Here is a 16,351-nt window from a genome sequence, read left to right as displayed (position 1 = left end):
GAGGCGGCCCCGGGGCCGATCCGAGGGGCGCCGCCCCCCGGTCCGCCAGGGCGGGTCAGCTCAAACCGGCAGCAGGAACATCACCGCCGCCACCAGCGTCGGCCCCAGGGCCGACAGGAACAAACGGCCCGACGAAATGCTGCCGTCCGGGAAGTGGTTCTTCAGGATAGCGAAACCCGCCGGGTTGGGCGCGTTGGCAATCACGGTCAACCCGCCGCCCGTCACGGCGCCCGCCACCAGCATGTAGCGCCAGGCTTCGTTGGTGCCTTCGACCAGCGACCCCAGGTAGGTCAGCGCGGCGTTGTCCGTAATGGCCGTCAGTGCGGTGGCGCCCCAGAACAGCACGAAGGGTTCCAGTCCGCCCAGCAAGTCCTGCAACCACCACTTCTGCAGGCCGCCCAGCACCACAAGACCCGCCAGAAAGAAGCCCACCATCAGGCCTTCCTTGATCAGCAGGCGGTTCTGATGGCGCTTGTACGCTTCCGAAAAGCCGATGAACATCATCAGCAGACCCATGAAGATCGCAGGATGGTGCGCGGTCAGCACCACGGCCACCAGAAAAACCATGTGCACCAGGATGACGATGGCCGGCACTGGCGGGCGCGCATCCGCCCCTTCCGGCGCATCCACACCACCGCCCGTACCCACCGAGCGCTCCATCAGCGCCTTGCGGCAGATGAAGGTCAAAAGACCGGCATTCAGGCAGACGGCAATGGCCGCGCGCCAGCCGAAGTGCTGCACCATGAAGGTCGAATCCCAGCCGAAGGTAGACGCCACCATCAGCACCGGCGGCGCGGCGTAGGACGTCAGCACCCCGCCAATCGACACGTTCACAAACAGCACACCCAGCGTCAGGTACTTGAAGCCCGCGCGGCCGCTCGTGCGAAAGTAGGCGTCGCGCAGCAGGATGGCGGCCAGCGTCATGGCGGCCGGCTCGGTGATGAACGAACCGCCCAGCGGCACCAGCGCCATCACCACGAAAAACGTGGCCAGTTCTCGCGGCAGCGGCAGCCCGCGCGCCACGATGCGCACGATCAGCCCCACCATTTCCAGAATCGGCCGGCTGGCCGCCACCACCATGATCACGAAGACGAACAGCGGCTCGGTGAAGTTGCGCGTGTCCATGTAGTTGACGGCGCTGGCCGGGCCCGACAGCGCGGCCATGGCCACGATCAGCGCAAAGGCCCACACGCCGAACACGGCTTCAACTTCAGAAAACAGATGCCAGAAGCCCGCATGCGGTCCGCCACGATGCGCCAGACGCGCAAAAAATGGCACCGAGAACGTGTGAAGAACCGCCACGGCGAACAAAATGGTGGCGATGACTTCAATAGGCTGAGGCATAAGAGGCACTTCCGGAATCAAGACTCACGCAACGGAGAATCACGCGATGCGAACGCGGCCCGGCGCGGCTCGCCGAACAAGGGACGCAATATAACGCAGGCTTTTTTCCGTGTAACGCAGGGTCTACACCAAGTTGTGCCCTGTCCTGACCGCTTTGCTATGCAATCGGCGCAGGCGGCTCCGCGCCCTGTTGCGCCGCCTTCATCTCCATCAGCAGGCTGTGCAGCATTTCCGTCGACAAGCCATGCAGCACCAGCCGGTAACCCGCGCGCAAGGTCGACAGCGGCACCAGCGGATGGCTGTTGTTCACCAGAATCAGATGCTGCGGCGCGCCCAGCAGCTTGGCCGCGTAGATGCCGATGGTCTCGTCCAGTTGCAGCGAATTGCACGCGCGCCAGAAGTCGTTATCGGTCAGCATCAGCTGATACAGCGGCGTGAACAGTTCGATGGCGCTTTGCAGGTCCAGGAAGTTCAGCTTGCCCTGCGGCATGTCTTCAAGCTTGAGCGGCGGGTCCTGGATCATCGAGAAATCCACCGTCTGGGGCGCATGCATTTCCACGCCCGCTTCGCGCAGCGCCTGATTCAGACGGATGACGAAGTTGAACAGGTTCAGGTCATGTTTGACGAAGAGCTCGTCCTTCAGGTCATCAATCTCCATCGGCTCAAGCGGCGTCGTCGTGATGGGCACCGGCGAATTCGCAGCGATGAAGGCCAGCGCCTGCGCGCCCAGATGGAAGTGGCGCAGGATCAGCCAATTCGCTTCCGGCGACACGAAGCGCTTCAGGCCCCACGCCAGGATGCGATGCAGCAGCTTGGAATGCGACCAGCGGCGCGGCAAAAAGGTCTTCACCACCTGGATCAGGATGATGAAAGCGCGCGCCAGCGGCCGCAGGAACGGCAGCAGGTACTGGCGCGACGCGCAGCTGGAATCCGTCAGCCAGGCTTTTTTCACCTTGTCCGGCAGCGGCGTGCTGCGGTCCAGGTACAAAGCCAGCCACGGGCTGGGGTCGGCCGGGTCGTGCGGCTTGGACAGGAATTCGGGTTCCGTGCTCATGCCGCATCGCCCTCCATCACATGGTGGAACTGCATCAGGTACAGCGCGGCCGTGCGGCGCGCGGTGTCGACGATGCGTTGTTCGGCGCGGCCGTCTTCATCGCAGTCCAGCGCCAGTTCCACGGCCGACAGCCAGCGCGCCAAGTGATGCTCGTCGTTATGGCCGTGGTATTCCAGGAAGCGGAAGGCGTCAGGCGGCAACGACAGGCTGGCCTTGAGCAGCGGCAACAGCGCGGGCACGATGCGCTGGCCGGTGCCTTCGATGATGTAGATCGCGCCCAGCAAGCCGATGGGGTCACGCGTGGCGGCCAGGCTGTGCAGATAGGCGTTCAGCGCTTCGCCGCCCGGGTTGCGGCGCAGCGCGTCGATGCTGTCCACCGTGCCCCCGGCGTTGCGGTAGTCCTGGAACAGGATCTGGAAATCGTTCTGCTCTTCGCCGGCATGCATGTCGATCAGCCCGGCCAGCGGCGCGTATTGCTCGGACAGTGACGCCGCGCCTTCGCGCATCCACTTGCTGCCTTCGCGCACCTGCGGAATCCAGTTCTCCATCCAGTTCAGGTAGTCGGCCGTCTGGAACTGGCGGTTGCGCAAGCGGCGCACCACCGGCGTGCGCCACACGCGGGAACGATAGTCGTGCCAGATCGCCGCAAGTTCGGTCAGCAACTGGCCCAGGCCTTGCGGCGCCATGTCGGGATCATGCGGCGGCGCGATGGCGTCGGCGTCTTCGCTTTGCGCGTCGAGTCGTGGCGAGGGGGTGGCCGGGGTTGCAGCGGAAGACCCAGCGGAAACCGCAGCTGGGGTCGCAGTTGGGGTCGCCGCCGCGCCCGCCGCAGAAAGCCCCGCCGGCGCCGCGTGCACCGCTTCGGCCTCCAGCAGCATGTACGCCGCCATGAAGCGGCCCGACTCGGGGATGTAGCAGAAGATCTGCTCGCCCGGTTTCACCTCACGCGTTTCCAGGAATTCGGCCAGCATGATCAGGATGGACGCCGCGCCCGTATTGCCGCGCCACGCCAGGTTGCTGAACCAGCGCTCGCGCGGAATCACCAGGCCAGCCTTCTCCATCAGGTCTTCCACCACCGGGATGAATTTTTCCGACGAGTAATGGCACAGGAAATGGTCCACGTTGTCGGGGTCCAGCCAGCCATCGCGCACCAGCTTGGCGTACTCGTGGATGCCGATGTCGAACAGGTGCGGCAGCAGGCGGATGTCCTGGCGCAACGACAGCGCGCCATCGGCCTCGGCCTCGTTCCACGACGGGTAATCCAGGTGCCCCTTGTTGCGGTCCGCCGACAGGCCCAGCTGCATGCACACCGGGTAGTCACCCGAGAACGAACGCTGGTGCACCCACTTCAGTTTCAGGCGCACGCCGCTTGATGCGCCCGGCAGCGCGCGGCCGCTGTTGCCCAGCAGCAGCGCGCCCGCGCCGTCGGAAAGCATCCAGCGCAGGAAGTGCGCATCGAAGTCCGCATCGTAGCCACGCGCCGCAAAGCGCGACCGCTTGAACAGGCGCGACGGCAGTTCGCTGGCCACGGCCAACGCGCTGGCGTGCCCGCCCATTTCCACGCCCTGCGCCGCCACCTGAATGGCCGACACACCGGCTGCGCAAATGCCATGCACGGACAGCGTCTCCATCGGCTGCGCGGCAAGCTCGCCCTGGATCATGTTCGAAAAGCCAGGCATCAACGCGTCTCCGCCCGACGAGCCGCTGGTCAGCAGGGACACGGCAGACAGGTCACTGTCGTGGCGGCGCAGGCAATCGCGAATGGCGTTGGCGGCCAGTTGCGCGTTGGTGAACACCGTCTGGCCTTCGGGGTCGATGGCGTAGTAGCGCTGCTTGATGCCGTTCTCGGCCAGGATGCGGCTCTTGATGCGGCTGGACATCCGGTTCAGCGGCGCAATGTAGCTGTCCATGGCGTCGTTGGACACGGGCTCGCCCGGCATGAAGTAGCCGGCGCTCTCCAGATAGACACGATTGAACGCGATAGGCATGGGCGGGTCTCTAGTGGAAGGTGAATGGCGGCGCTAGCGAATGTGCTCGGGCGCCATGCATGAACGGCTGCGAAAGCGCGGCACCACCGCGCCCAGCACGAAGACGCGGAACATGTAGGGCGTCAGCCCCGCTTCGTTCAGCGCCGGATTGACGTGGTGGCGGTAGTGCTCGCGATGCAGACGGGTCAGTTCGGACCAATGCGCGCGCGGATGCTCGTGATGCGCGGTATGCAGGCCGATGTTGAACAGCAGCGGGTTGACCAGCCCTTCGAAATTGCGCGCGTAATTCAGCCCGGCGACGTGGCGGGGGCCGCCGTCGGCATGCGCGTGTTGCAGGTAATTCGTAGCCAGCAGCCAGTGCAATCCGTGCAGCTGCGGCACGATCACGAACACCAGCGCCTTCACGGGGTTCAAGGCAATCAGCCCGCCCCACAATCCCAGCCACACGCCGTACTGCGCCATGCAGTAGCGCCATGCGCCCGGCCAATGGCGGCGCAAGCGGCCAAGCCACGCGAAGAACATCGGATACAGCACCCAGCCGGCCTGGAACGGGTGCAAAACATAGCCCCACAGATGATTCGTATCGCCGCCAAAACGATAAGTGCGCGCGGCATCGCGTGCGCCATGCTTGAAGCGATGGTGGTTCGCCACATGCGCGGGGTAGAACACGAACGTGGGATGCCCTTGCAGCAGCGTGATCCAGAAGTCGGTGGCGCGGTTGGTCCACCGGCCGCGCCACATTCTGATGTGCGTGTGGTTGTGGTGAATGACCCCGATGCCTAGTGTCAAAAACAGCATCAACGCGTACAGCGGCCACCAGAATCCGTAGACCCATTGCCAGGCCGCCAGCGCAGGCAGCGCGGCCAGATACGCCAGGCTTTGCCAGTCGCGACGATTGCGCAGCGACGGCAGCCGGAAGCGGCTAGGCCCGTCCGCCAAGCGATTCTCTGCGCTGGAAAGCATCAAGCTGCGGGCCCGCCGCTTCGGCTTTCAGCCGCGTGCGGAACAGGCGGTCCATGAACGTGAACTGGAAGCCGTAATTGCCGTTGTAGCAAGCGTGGTGCAGGTGATGGCGGCGACTGGCCGCGAACCAATGCGCGTACGACACCTTGGGAAAGAAATCGTAGTTGGCATGCCCGATGCAATTGAAGAACAGGCTGAACAGCGGCACCGAGGCCAGCGCCCAGAAACTGAAATCGTGCAGCACCATGGGCAGCATGATCACGTTGCCCAGCATCAGCGCTTCGATGGGGTGAAAGCTATAGGTGGAGAACGGCGTGGTCACCACCGACCGATGATGCGGCAGATGGAAGCGGCGCAGCGGCTTGGTGTGCAGCAGCCGGTGGTTGATCCAGAAGTGCACGTCGTTCCAGGCCACCAGCACCAGGATTTCAACCACCACTTTTTGCCAGCTGGGGTCCGGGTCCAGATGCGCCCAGCCCAGCTTCAACAGGCCCCACGGGAAGATCATGCCGGTGCCGAACAACAGAATGGACAGCCCCGACTGCGCAAACTCGCGCCGCAGCTGACCCGGCGCCAAGGGGCGCGGGTCCAGCGGCCGGCCTAGCCCCAACGCCGGCAACACATGCTGCGTCAGCAGCCACGTCGCCGCGCCGAAGACCAGATAGATGCCGCCGAAGAACAGCAGCCCCGCCAGCATCACCTGCCAGGCGGATAAGGCTTCAAAAGCTTGGGCCATGAACGTTTGATTTCACCCCGAAGAATGGCCGCATCATAAGCAATCCGTCAGCTTCCCGGTAAGCCATTTATTACTAAATGATTCCGAGCAACACAAAGGGTGGGACGCCACGTTGATCACGGCTTAACTTCCGGCTACTGGCAGGGAAACTGGCGGTTCAAGCCCGCAACCGCCGCATCCAGGCGCGCGGCTAACGCGGCGCTGGCAACGGGCATCGGCATGCGCAGCTCTTCGGACAGCAAGCCCTGGCGGCCCAGTTGCGCCTTCAGCGGGCCGGGATTCGGCTCTTCGAACGCCAGCCGGATCACGGGCACCAAGGCCTGGAACAAGCGCCGGGCCAAGTCGAGCTGTTGCGCGCGCACAGCCTGATGCATCGCCACGAACAGATCGGGCCGGATGTGGGCCGCCGCGGCGATCATGCCGGTGCCGCCCAGGCACAGCACGGACAGCGATTGCAGATCTTCGCCCGCCAGCACGTTCATCTGGTCATCGGCGATCAGCGCCAGCGTCTTCTCCAGCGACCCGCCGCAATCCTTGATGGCGGCGATGTTCGGATGCGCGGCCAGCGACAACAAGGTCGATGTCTCCAGCGTTGTGCCCGTGCGATAGGGAATGTCGTAGAGCACCAGGGGAAAGCGCGACGCATCGGCCAGGCAGCGGAAATAGGCGGCGGCGCCCTCTTGGCCGGCACGCACGTAGTACGGCGCGGGCGCCAGGATGCCGGCCAGCGGGCGCGTGGCAAACGCCGACAGGCGCTGCAACACATGGCCTTGATGGTTGCCGGCCAGGCCCATGATCACGGGCAGCCGGCCGGCTTCGGTCAGCACGGCGTCCAGCACGGCCAGTTGCTCGGCGTCATCCAGCGACGCGGCCTCGCCGGTGCTGCCGCACACGACCAGCCCGTCCACGCCGGCCGCGGCGTAATGGCGCACCAGTCTGCGCAAGGCGCCGCCATCCACGGCGCCGCCGGAAAACGGCGTCACCAGCGGCACCCAGACGCCCTGGAAAAGAGATTGTTGAGTCGACATGAGAGAACACTCCTTCGGTGTAACGACCGTGGTTGGACCGTACAGAAGTGCTCGGGATATCAGGGGTGCGCGCAGAGGCGCTGATGCGCCGCCAAGAGGCCGCTGTTCCGTCGCCCATCTGACGGAACAGCATGCTCCGGTCAGATGAGCGGCTGTTTTTTGGATTTCAGGCCGACGGCAGCCAGCACCACGCACAGGGCGCGGAGGCAGGAAGCGGTTTGGTTGGCCTGAAGGTTCATGAATGAATGAGTCGAACGCGTGATTGGCCACGCGAGATGAAGCGACGGATGCGGAAATCTACCGGGCGCGCGCCGCGGTGTCAACGGCCGCCACGGGCCGTCACTCACGGCGCAGGGCGGCCCAGAGCCGCCAGCACGCGCAGCGTCAGCGCAGGCTGGCCAGGAACACCGCGCACAGGGCTTCCATACCCTGGCGGTCGTCTTCGTCGAAACGATCCGGCACGGGGCTGTCCACATCCCACACGCCGATCAATTCGCCTTGATGCACCAGCGGCACAACGATCTCGGAACGCGACGCGGCATCGCACGCGATATGGCCGGGAAAGGCATGCACGTCCGGCACCAGCTGCGTCTGGCGCTGGCTGGCGGCTGCACCGCACACGCCGCGATTCAGCGGAATGCGCACGCAGGCCGGCTTGCCCTGGAAGGGTCCCAGCACGAGTTCGGTGCCATCAAAGAAATAGAAGCCCGCCCAGTTCAGATCGGGCAAGGCCTGATAGGCCAGCGCGCTCAGGTTGGCGGCGTTGGCGATGCGGTCGGGCTCGCCTTCGAGCAGGGCGCGCGCTTGCGCGGCCAGTTCGGCGTACAGGGCGGCCTTGGAGTCGGCGACGATCGGAGCGGCTTCAAACATAGCGGTAAATGTAACTGTACAGGCGGTTTTCGATGCAGGTGATTTTAGGGGTTCCGCGCGTTAAAGGGGCCGGGCTGCTACCGTATGGGACAATACTTTTTTGTTGCAGTCCCCCCTACCGCCTCTTCCTTTTACCCTTCTTCTTCAAGAAGCAATCCATGGACAAGCCTCTCGAACCTGCGTTTTCCTTTTCGGAACGCGCTCAGCAACTTACCAGCTCCGCCATCCGCGAGATCCTCAAGGTCACCGAGCGCCCCGAAGTCATTTCGTTCGCTGGCGGCCTGCCGGCGCCCGGCGGCTTCCCGGTAGAAGTGGTACGTGCTGCATTCGACAAGGTATTGGCCACCAACGGCCGCGCGGCCCTGCAATACGGCCCGACCGAAGGCTATGCGCCGCTGCGCCAATGGGTTGCCGACGATCTGAACCGCGCAGGCGCCAACGTCGCCCCCGATCAAATCCTGATCGTCTCGGGTTCGCAGCAAGCGCTGGACCTGTTGGGCAAGGTGCTGATCGACAAAGACAGCAAGGTGCTGGTCGAAGACCCGAGCTACCTGGGCGCGCTCCAATCGTTCAGCCTGTACCAGCCGAAGTTCGTGCCGGTGCCCACCGACGAAGGCGGCTTGATTCCTGAAGCCATCACGCCTGAACTGGCCGACGGCGCACGCTTCCTGTACGCGCTGCCCAACTTCCAGAACCCCACCGGACGCACGCTGAACCTGGAACGCCGCATCGCGCTGGTTAAGCGCGCCGCCGAGCTCAACCTGACCATCATCGAAGACGATCCCTACGGCGAACTGCGCTACGCAGGCGAGCCGCAGCCGGGCCTGATCGCGCTGGCCGCCGAATACGGCGCCAACGTCGTGCGCCTGGGCACGTTCTCGAAGGTGCTGGCCCCCGGCCTGCGCCTGGGCTACATCGCTGGCGGCCGCGCGCTGATCAACAAGCTGGTGCAAGCCAAGCAAGCCACTGACCTGCACACGCCCACGCTGACGCAAATGGCCGTCTACGAAATCGTCAAAGACGGCTTCCTGGAAGAGCACCTGCCCAACGTGCGCGAAATCTATCGTGCGCAAGGCAGCTGCATGCTGGAAGCGATCAAGCAGGAATTCCCGTCCACCGTCACCTGGACCAAGCCGGAAGGCGGCATGTTCATCTGGCTGACTCTGCCCGAGCACATCGACAGCACCAAGCTGCTGGAAAAGGCCATCGCGCAGAACGTGGCCTTCGTGCCGGGCGCGCCGTTCTACAGCGGCGCGGGCCGCGCGAACACGCTGCGCCTGAGCTTTGCCACCGTGCCGGAAGACAAGATCCGCACCGGCATCGCCATCCTGGGCAAGCTGCTCAAGGAATACACGGCCTAAGCAAGCCGTGGCCAGCAGGGCAATGCGGCCTGAAAACCGCGCCCTGAACGGCGAGTGACCTTCCACGGCCGGGCGCAATGCCCGGCCGTTGTTTTATGCTGTCGGCTTTCCCGACCTTTTTCTGACCGTGACAGTGAGCGCCTCGCAACAACCTCCCGTCGACCTAAGCGACATCGTCTTCACCGACTGGGTCGAACGCTGGCTCCCGAAGTCGTGGCGGCCCTACGCCCGCCTGTGCCGCCTGGACCGCCCCATCGGCACTTGGCTGACACTGCTGCCGGCCATTGCCGCGCTGGTCCAGACGGCAGGCGGGCTGCCCGACCTGCAACGCCTGATCGTCTTCTCGCTGGGCGCGCTGTTGATGCGCGGCATCGGCTGCACCGTCAACGACATGTGCGACCGCAACTTCGACAAGCACGTCGAGCGCACGCGTTTCCGTCCGCTGACCAGCGGCCAGTTGTCGATGAAGAACGCCGTCTGGTTCCTGCTGGGCCAGTTGCTTGTCTGCGGATCGCTGCTGTTCTTCCTGAACGACATGAGCCGCTGGCTCGCGGTGGCCGTGCTGCCCTTTGTGTTCATCTATCCGCTGTGCAAGCGCGTCACGTACTGGCCGCAAGTGGTGCTGGGCATCTGCTTTAACTGGGGCATGCTCATGGCCTGGTCCGACACGCAGAATCACGTGCCGTTGGCCGCCATTGCCATGTGGGCAGGCGCCGTGCTCTGGCAGGTGGGCTACGACAGCATCTACGCGTATGTGGACGTGCGCGACGACCGCAGCCTGGGCCTGCATTCCACCGCCATGCGCTTTGGTGACCAAGGCAAGCTGTGGATCGGCGGCTTCTATCTGGCCACCGTCGTGCTGTGGTCCTGGGGCGGTTACGCCATGGGCTTGTCGTGGGCGTATCAGGTCGGCATCGCCGCCGTGGCGCTGCATCTGGCGTGGCAGTTGAAGGTGTTCGACATCCAGCGTCCCGACCGCAATTTCATGCTGTTCCGCGCCAACCTGTGGCTGGGCGCGCTGCTGGTGGCCGCCGCGCTGGCGGGTACGCTCATCCGGTGACCTGTGGATCGTCCGCGGTAGTCCCGCGGACCGCTCACTGTTGAACGGCTCACTGTTGAACGGCTCACTGTTGAACAGCTCACTGTTGCACCGCCTACCGTTGAACCGATCACTGTTGAACCGATCACTGTTGAACCGTTGCTGATCGAACCAGCAGGCCGCTGCTGATTGATCCTGCGCATTGCAGCCATGGCAGGTTCAGGCGATCATGGCATTCCCGCCACGCCTTACGGAGACACCGCATGCCCTCGTTGATCAAATCCCTCGCGGCCACCGCCGCCGTATGCGCGCTGTTCGGCATCGCGCCCGCTCAGGCCGCCACCGACTGCTCGGCCCAGCGCGGTTGCGCCGCCAAGTTCTGCGAAATCGAAAACGACATCGCCGCAGCCAAGGCGCAGAACAACACCCGCCGCGAAGCTGGCTTGCGCAAAGCCCTGGCCGAAGCCAAGGCCCACTGCACCGACAGCCGCCTGCAATCGCAGCGCGAAGCCGATGTCCGCGAGAAGCAGACCAAGGTGTCTGAACGCGAACAAGAGTTGAAAGAAGCGCGCGCCAAGGGCAGGCAAGACAAGATCGACAAGGCCCAGCGCAAGCTCGAGGAAGCGCAGTCGGAATACAACGCCGCGCTGGTTGAGCTGAACCGCTGATCTTCCCGAATTTCCCTCGCCGCATCGCAATCGCCCCGGGCCCGTCCCGGGGCGTTGTGTTTTTGCGCCGGGCGTGCGGCGTCGGCCCGACCACCATCTATTGCGTCATCAGATGGAAATATCGCCACCCATGGTGCCAACCGGAAGAATTCAAATCGATTAGTACGGATTTTGGAAAGATGTTTTCAGGGAATAAGGGTTTATCCCGAGGTTGTTTGAGCACAGAATGCATCTCATCGGGACCACAGCAAGCGAACCCCCGGCAATGACGCCAGACGGTTCGGATCCCAAGCTCACAAGACACCGGAGGTCTGCTATGAAAACCCTTGCAACCGCATTGATGTTGTCCATGTCCGTTCTGGCTGCCGGCGCTCAAGCCGCCGAAGCCGACCAAGGCCCGTCGCGCGCCCAGGTCCAAGCCGAACTGCAACAAGCCAAAGTTTCGGGCCAATACACGTTTGGCGAAGAAGGCTACCCCGCCGCCATCCCCCAGAAGTCCAGCCTGACCTCGCAACAAGTGCAAGCTGAACTGGCTCAAGCCAAGAACGCCGGCGAAGTCACGTTCGGCAACCTGGACTACCCGCCCGTCGCCGCTGCTGAAAGCGCCACGTCGCTGACCCGCGCCCAAGTGGAATCGCAACTGGCGCAAGCCAAGGCAGAAGGTCTGGTCACTTTCGGCAACATGGACTACCCGCCCAAGGCCAGCTGATTCACCGGCCGAAAGGCCGTGACAGCCCCTTCAAAAGCCCCTCGGCCACAAGCCGAGGGGCTTTGTTTTTGACGTTTCGACATCTATATAAGTCATAACGACGTTAACTTAAACCGTTACGACACTTTCAGATCTACAAATCGACAGCGCTCACGCATAGGATGAGGCCAACCCATCCCCCTCATCGCAGGAGCAGCACCATGTCCACCACCCCTCGTCCGATCGTTTTGCTGGGCGCCGGAAAAATCGGTTTCGCCATTGCCCTGATGCTGGAACGCAGCGGCGACTATGCCGTGTTGGTCGCCGACCAGGACCCCGCCCGCTTGGGCGTGCTGGCTGAGCTGGGCTGCGAAACGCGGCAGATCAGTGACGACGAATCGGTTGCGCGTTGCATCGAAGGCGCCTACGCCGTGGTCAACGCCCTGCCGTTCCATCGCGCCACCGCCGTGGCGGGTTTGTGCGCGAAAGCCGGCGTGCACTATTTCGACCTGACGGAAGATGTGGCCAGCACCCACGCCATCCAGGCGCTGGCGCAAGATGTGCGCAGCGTGCTGATGCCGCAGTGCGGCCTGGCGCCGGGTTTCATCGGAATCGTCGGCAATGCGCTCGCCCGCCGCTTCGACACCTTGCTGGACTTGCGCATGCGCGTAGGCGCCCTGCCGCGCTACCCTTCCAACAGCCTGCGCTACAACCTGACGTGGAGCACCGAGGGGCTGATCAACGAATACTGCAACCCGTGCGAAGCGATTGTCGACGGGCAACTGACCAGCGTGCCGGCGCTTGAAGGCTACGAAACCTTTGCACTGGACGGCGTCGAATACGAGGCCTTCAACACCTCGGGCGGCCTGGGCACGCTGCCCACCACCCTGCTTGGCCGCGCGCGCAACGTGGACTACAAATCGGTGCGCTACCCGGGCCACTGCAACATCATGAAGCTGCTGCTCAATGACCTGCGCCTGCGTGATCGCCGCGATCTGCTGAAGGATATTTTCGAATCGGCCATTCCCACCACCGAGCAGGACGTGATTGTCATCCAGGCCTCGGCATCGGGTCATCGCCACGGCCGCCTGGAAGAAGAGTCCTACCCGATCCGCGTGTTCGGCGCGGACGTGGATGGCCACCGCTTGAGCGCCATCCAGCTGTCGACCGCCGCCGGCATCTGCGCCGCGCTGGATCTGGTGGCGCAGGGTGTGTTGCCGCAACAGGGCTTCGTCGGCCAGGAAGCCATTGATCTGGACGCGTTGCTGAACAACCGTTTCGGCCGCGTCTACGCGGGCAAGCCGCTGGCGTTGGCTGGCTGCGCCACGGCTGACCGTTAAACCAATGCGCTAAGGCCGTCCGCCAAGCCTTCGTAACCGGACGGCCACGTAGCACCGCGTAAATCTTGCGGCCCTACGTCCAGCCTTCCAGGCGTAGCGTCGCGCGCACCAGACGTTGCTCTTCCTGTTCGATGTCGGACAGGCTCTGGCGCACGCTGTCCACGTGGTCCGCCGCGGCCTTGCGCGCGAGCTCTGCCTGCCGCCCCGTCACCGCATTGAACAAACGCGTGTGCTGGCGGTCGATCTGCCGCTTTTCGGGTTCGCGGTGATACAGGTTGTTGACGCACGCGAACACCGACCCCAGCAGCAGATCCGTCAGCGATTGCAGCGTATGCACCAGCACCGGGTTGTGCGAGGCTTCGCAGATTGCCAGGTGAAATGCATGATCAAGATGCGCATGCGTGGCCGTATCGGTGGCCGTGCCTTGCGCCGCCACCATCTCGTCATAGCGGCGGCGGATCATGATGAAATCCGCTTCCGTGCCGCGAATGGCCGCCAGCCGTGCCGACTCGGCCTCAAGCAGCGAACGCACCTCCAGCAAGTCGTACAGCGTGCGCGGCTGCGAATTGAACAGGTGCATCAGCGGGCCGGCATCCACCTTCGAGATATGCGCCACGAACGAGCCCTTGCCCTGCGACGTATGAATAATTTCGCGCGCGCGCAGCAGCTTCAACCCTTCGCGCAGCGCGGTGCGCGACACGCCCAGCTTTTCCGTCAAGCGCCGCTCCGACGGCAGCGCCTGCCCGGCCTTGAGCACCCCGTCGAGGATCAAACGTTCGATTCGCTCGGCGACTTCGTCCGCCACCTGGCGGGGTTTCTCTTCTGTTTCCGCGTACATGCATTCTCCGGACCAGTGGTATGACCAAGCACGCGCCGAATTCGGCCGCGCAGCGCCTACCCCCGTAAGTAGCTGATATAAAACCATAAAAAATGCAGGCTTGTCAGATCAGGGCTGAATAAACTGGTATGACCAGTGGGTTTTGATATGGACATTGGCGCAGGTGCGAACGATGATGTCAGGACAGATTCGCCCGGTGCCCCGGCGCCGGCCAGCCCTTCTTACCGCTAGAGACCCGCATGACTCAACGCATCCAGCACCACGGCCTGCAAGTGGCGGCCAATCTCAATCAATTCATCGAACAGGAAGCCCTGCCCGGCACCGGCCTGGATGCAGACGGTTTCTGGCAAGGGTTTGCGGCCCTGGTACACGACCTGGCGCCCAAGAACCGCGCGCTGCTGGCTGATCGCGATCGCCTGCAGGCCGAACTCGACGGCTGGCACCGCGCCAACCCCGGCCCCATCGCCGATCCGGCTGCGTACCGCAAGTTCCTGGAAAGCATCGGCTACCTGCTGCCGCAGCCGGCCAGCGTGCAAGCCACCACTGACAACGTCGACACCGAAATCTCGCAGCAAGCCGGCCCGCAATTGGTCGTGCCGATGTCGAACTCGCGCTACGCCCTGAACGCCGCCAACGCGCGCTGGGGCAGCCTGTACGACGCGCTCTACGGCACCGACGCCATTCCCGCCACGCCGGGCGACACGGGCAAGGGCTACAACCCCGAACGCGGCGCCGCCGTCATCGCGCGCGCCCGCAGCTTCCTGGACACGGCCGCCCCGCTTGCCAATGGCTCGCACGCCGACGCACGCGGCTACACGGTTGAAGGCGATCAACTCCGCGTGGCGCTGGCCAACGGCGTCACCGGCCTGAAGTTCGGCTCGCAGTTTGCCGGCTACCAGGGCGACGCGTCCGCCCCCACGGCCATCTTGCTGAAGAACAACGGCCTGCACTTCGAAATCCAGATCGACCGCACCCACACCATCGGCAGCACCGACGCCGCTGGCGTGAAAGACGTGCTGGTTGAAGCCGCGCTCACCACCATCATGGACTGCGAAGATTCGGTTGCCGCCGTGGATGCCGACGACAAGGTCCACATCTACCGCAACTGGCTCGGCCTGATGAAGGGCGACCTGACCGAAGCCGTCACCAAGGGCGGCAAAACCTTCACCCGCAAGCTCAACGCCGACCGCGTCTACACGCGCCCGGACGGCAGCTCGCTGAAGCTGCATGGCCGCTCGCTGATGTTCGTGCGCAACGTGGGCCACCTGATGACCAACCCGGCCATCCTGGACCGCGACGGCCTGGAAATTCCCGAAGGCATCCTGGATGCCGTCGTCACCAGCCTGGCTGCGCTGCAAGACCGCAAGAACAAGCTGAACTCGCGCATCGGGTCGGTGTACATCGTGAAGCCCAAGATGCACGGCCCCGTTGAAGCCGCCTTCGCCAGCGAACTTTTCGATCGCGTTGAAGACCTGATCAAGGTGCCGCGCAACGCCCTGAAAATGGGCATCATGGATGAAGAACGCCGCACCAGCATCAACCTGAAAGCGTGCATTGGCGCGGCCGCCTCACGCGTGGCCTTCATCAACACGGGCTTTTTGGACCGCACCGGCGACGAAATGCACTCCAGCATGGAAGCCGGCCCGATGCTGCGCAAGGGCGACATGAAGTCCACCGCCTGGATCACCGCCTACGAACGCAACAACGTGCTGGTCGGCCTGGACACGGGCTTGCGCGGCCGCGCTCAGATCGGCAAGGGCATGTGGGCCATGCCCGACCTGATGGCCGCCATGCTGGAACAGAAAATCGCGCACCCCAAGGCCGGCGCCAACACCGCGTGGGTGCCGTCGCCCACCGCCGCCACGCTGCACGCGCTGCACTATCACCAGGTCGATGTGCAATCGGTTCAAAAGGAACTGGAACGCACCAAGCTGGACAGCGTGCGCGACGACCTGCTCGGCGGCCTGTTGACCGTGCCGGTCGGCGACCCGTCCAAGTGGTCCGCCGCCGACATCCAGCAAGAACTGGACAACAACGTCCAAGGCATCCTGGGTTATGTGGTGCGCTGGGTCGACCAGGGCGTGGGTTGCTCAAAGGTGCCCGACATCCACAACGTGGGCCTGATGGAAGACCGCGCCACGCTGCGCATTTCCAGCCAGCACATCGCCAACTGGCTGCGCCATGGCGTCACCAATAAAGATCAGGTGATGGAAACCTTCAAGCGCATGGCCAAGGTGGTGGATGGCCAAAATGCGGGCGATGCGCTCTACCAGCCCATGGCCGGCAACTTCGATACGTCTTTGGCATTCAAGGCGGCGTGCGCGCTGGTCTTTGAAGGCCTGACGCAGCCCAACGGCTACACCGAGCCGCTGCTGCACAAGTACCGTTTGGAGTTCAAGGCCGCGCAAGGCTAAACGGCCACACCGCGTCAAAC

Annotated in this window: 14 protein-coding genes; 6 read left to right on the top strand and 8 right to left on the bottom strand. The window is 64.0% G+C overall.

Annotated features, from left to right (window positions below; all coding sequences use genetic code 11):
• Positions 1-60: 60 nt before the first annotated feature.
• The 7 genes from AC1DSJ_RS19475 to AC1DSJ_RS19445 all read right to left on the bottom strand — a co-directional run bounded on the left by AC1DSJ_RS19475 (position 61) and on the right by AC1DSJ_RS19445 (position 7,983).
• Positions 61-1,344, bottom strand: coding sequence for a putative Na+/H+ antiporter (locus AC1DSJ_RS19475; RefSeq protein ID WP_054420802.1), 1,284 nt, complete (start codon positions 1,342-1,344; stop codon positions 61-63).
• 157 nt (positions 1,345-1,501) lie between these two features.
• Positions 1,502-2,398: a DUF6999 family protein gene (locus tag AC1DSJ_RS19470; RefSeq protein WP_054420803.1), complete on the bottom strand. Its 897-nt coding sequence runs from the start codon at positions 2,396-2,398 to the stop codon at positions 1,502-1,504.
• Positions 2,395-4,386: an iron-containing redox enzyme family protein gene (locus tag AC1DSJ_RS19465; RefSeq protein WP_441371941.1), complete on the bottom strand. Its 1,992-nt coding sequence runs from the start codon at positions 4,384-4,386 to the stop codon at positions 2,395-2,397. Before AC1DSJ_RS19465 ends, AC1DSJ_RS19470 begins: the two co-directional genes overlap by 4 nt.
• A gap of 33 nt (positions 4,387-4,419) precedes the next feature.
• Entirely contained in the window at positions 4,420-5,325 is a 906-nt protein-coding gene (locus AC1DSJ_RS19460) for a fatty acid desaturase (protein WP_082386896.1), read from the bottom strand.
• On the bottom strand, positions 5,309-6,085 hold the full coding sequence (locus tag AC1DSJ_RS19455; protein ID WP_054420806.1) for a sterol desaturase family protein: 777 nt from the start codon (positions 6,083-6,085) through the stop codon (positions 5,309-5,311). The genes AC1DSJ_RS19460 and AC1DSJ_RS19455 overlap by 17 nt, the downstream gene beginning before the upstream one ends.
• Before the next feature lie 134 nt (positions 6,086-6,219).
• Positions 6,220-7,113 carry a 4-hydroxy-tetrahydrodipicolinate synthase gene (gene dapA / locus AC1DSJ_RS19450; RefSeq protein ID WP_441371940.1) on the bottom strand — a complete coding sequence of 298 codons (894 nt, stop codon included), beginning with the start codon at positions 7,111-7,113 and terminating at the stop codon, positions 6,220-6,222.
• Between the two features lie 384 nt (positions 7,114-7,497).
• Positions 7,498-7,983: a GAF domain-containing protein gene (locus AC1DSJ_RS19445; protein WP_054420808.1), complete on the bottom strand. Its 486-nt coding sequence runs from the start codon at positions 7,981-7,983 to the stop codon at positions 7,498-7,500.
• A gap of 158 nt (positions 7,984-8,141) precedes the next feature.
• On the opposite strand from AC1DSJ_RS19445, the gene AC1DSJ_RS19440 reads away from it, so the two are divergent.
• The 5 genes from AC1DSJ_RS19440 to AC1DSJ_RS19420 all read left to right on the top strand — a co-directional run bounded on the left by AC1DSJ_RS19440 (position 8,142) and on the right by AC1DSJ_RS19420 (position 13,079).
• A complete protein-coding gene (locus AC1DSJ_RS19440; RefSeq protein ID WP_054420809.1) occupies positions 8,142-9,344 on the top strand; it encodes an aminotransferase-like domain-containing protein in 1,203 nt (400 codons plus the stop codon).
• A 133-nt stretch (positions 9,345-9,477) separates the two neighbouring features.
• The gene (gene ubiA / locus AC1DSJ_RS19435; protein WP_054421359.1) at positions 9,478-10,404 is read left to right on the top strand and encodes a 4-hydroxybenzoate octaprenyltransferase; all 927 of its coding nucleotides are present in this window, start codon (positions 9,478-9,480) and stop codon (positions 10,402-10,404) included.
• A 242-nt stretch (positions 10,405-10,646) separates the two neighbouring features.
• Positions 10,647-11,051 carry a DUF1090 domain-containing protein gene (locus AC1DSJ_RS19430; protein WP_441371939.1) on the top strand — a complete coding sequence of 135 codons (405 nt, stop codon included), beginning with the start codon at positions 10,647-10,649 and terminating at the stop codon, positions 11,049-11,051.
• Positions 11,052-11,367: 316 nt separating this feature from the next.
• Positions 11,368-11,760 carry a DUF4148 domain-containing protein gene (locus AC1DSJ_RS19425; protein ID WP_082386897.1) on the top strand — a complete coding sequence of 131 codons (393 nt, stop codon included), beginning with the start codon at positions 11,368-11,370 and terminating at the stop codon, positions 11,758-11,760.
• 200 nt (positions 11,761-11,960) lie between these two features.
• Complete coding sequence (locus AC1DSJ_RS19420; protein WP_175170383.1) at positions 11,961-13,079, top strand: saccharopine dehydrogenase family protein; 1,119 nt, start codon at positions 11,961-11,963, stop codon at positions 13,077-13,079.
• A 73-nt stretch (positions 13,080-13,152) separates the two neighbouring features.
• On the opposite strand, the gene glcC is transcribed toward AC1DSJ_RS19420, so the two are convergent.
• A complete protein-coding gene (glcC, locus tag AC1DSJ_RS19415; protein ID WP_054420813.1) occupies positions 13,153-13,917 on the bottom strand; it encodes a transcriptional regulator GlcC in 765 nt (254 codons plus the stop codon).
• A 239-nt stretch (positions 13,918-14,156) separates the two neighbouring features.
• On the opposite strand from glcC, the gene AC1DSJ_RS19410 reads away from it, so the two are divergent.
• Positions 14,157-16,331, top strand: coding sequence for a malate synthase G (locus tag AC1DSJ_RS19410; protein WP_441371938.1), 2,175 nt, complete (start codon positions 14,157-14,159; stop codon positions 16,329-16,331).
• Positions 16,332-16,351 lie beyond the last annotated feature (20 nt).

It is taken from the genome of Achromobacter sp. 01N37 (assembly GCF_056399725.1).
Note: the sequence above shows the minus strand (reverse complement) of the source record. Positions and strands in the feature narration are given on the sequence as shown.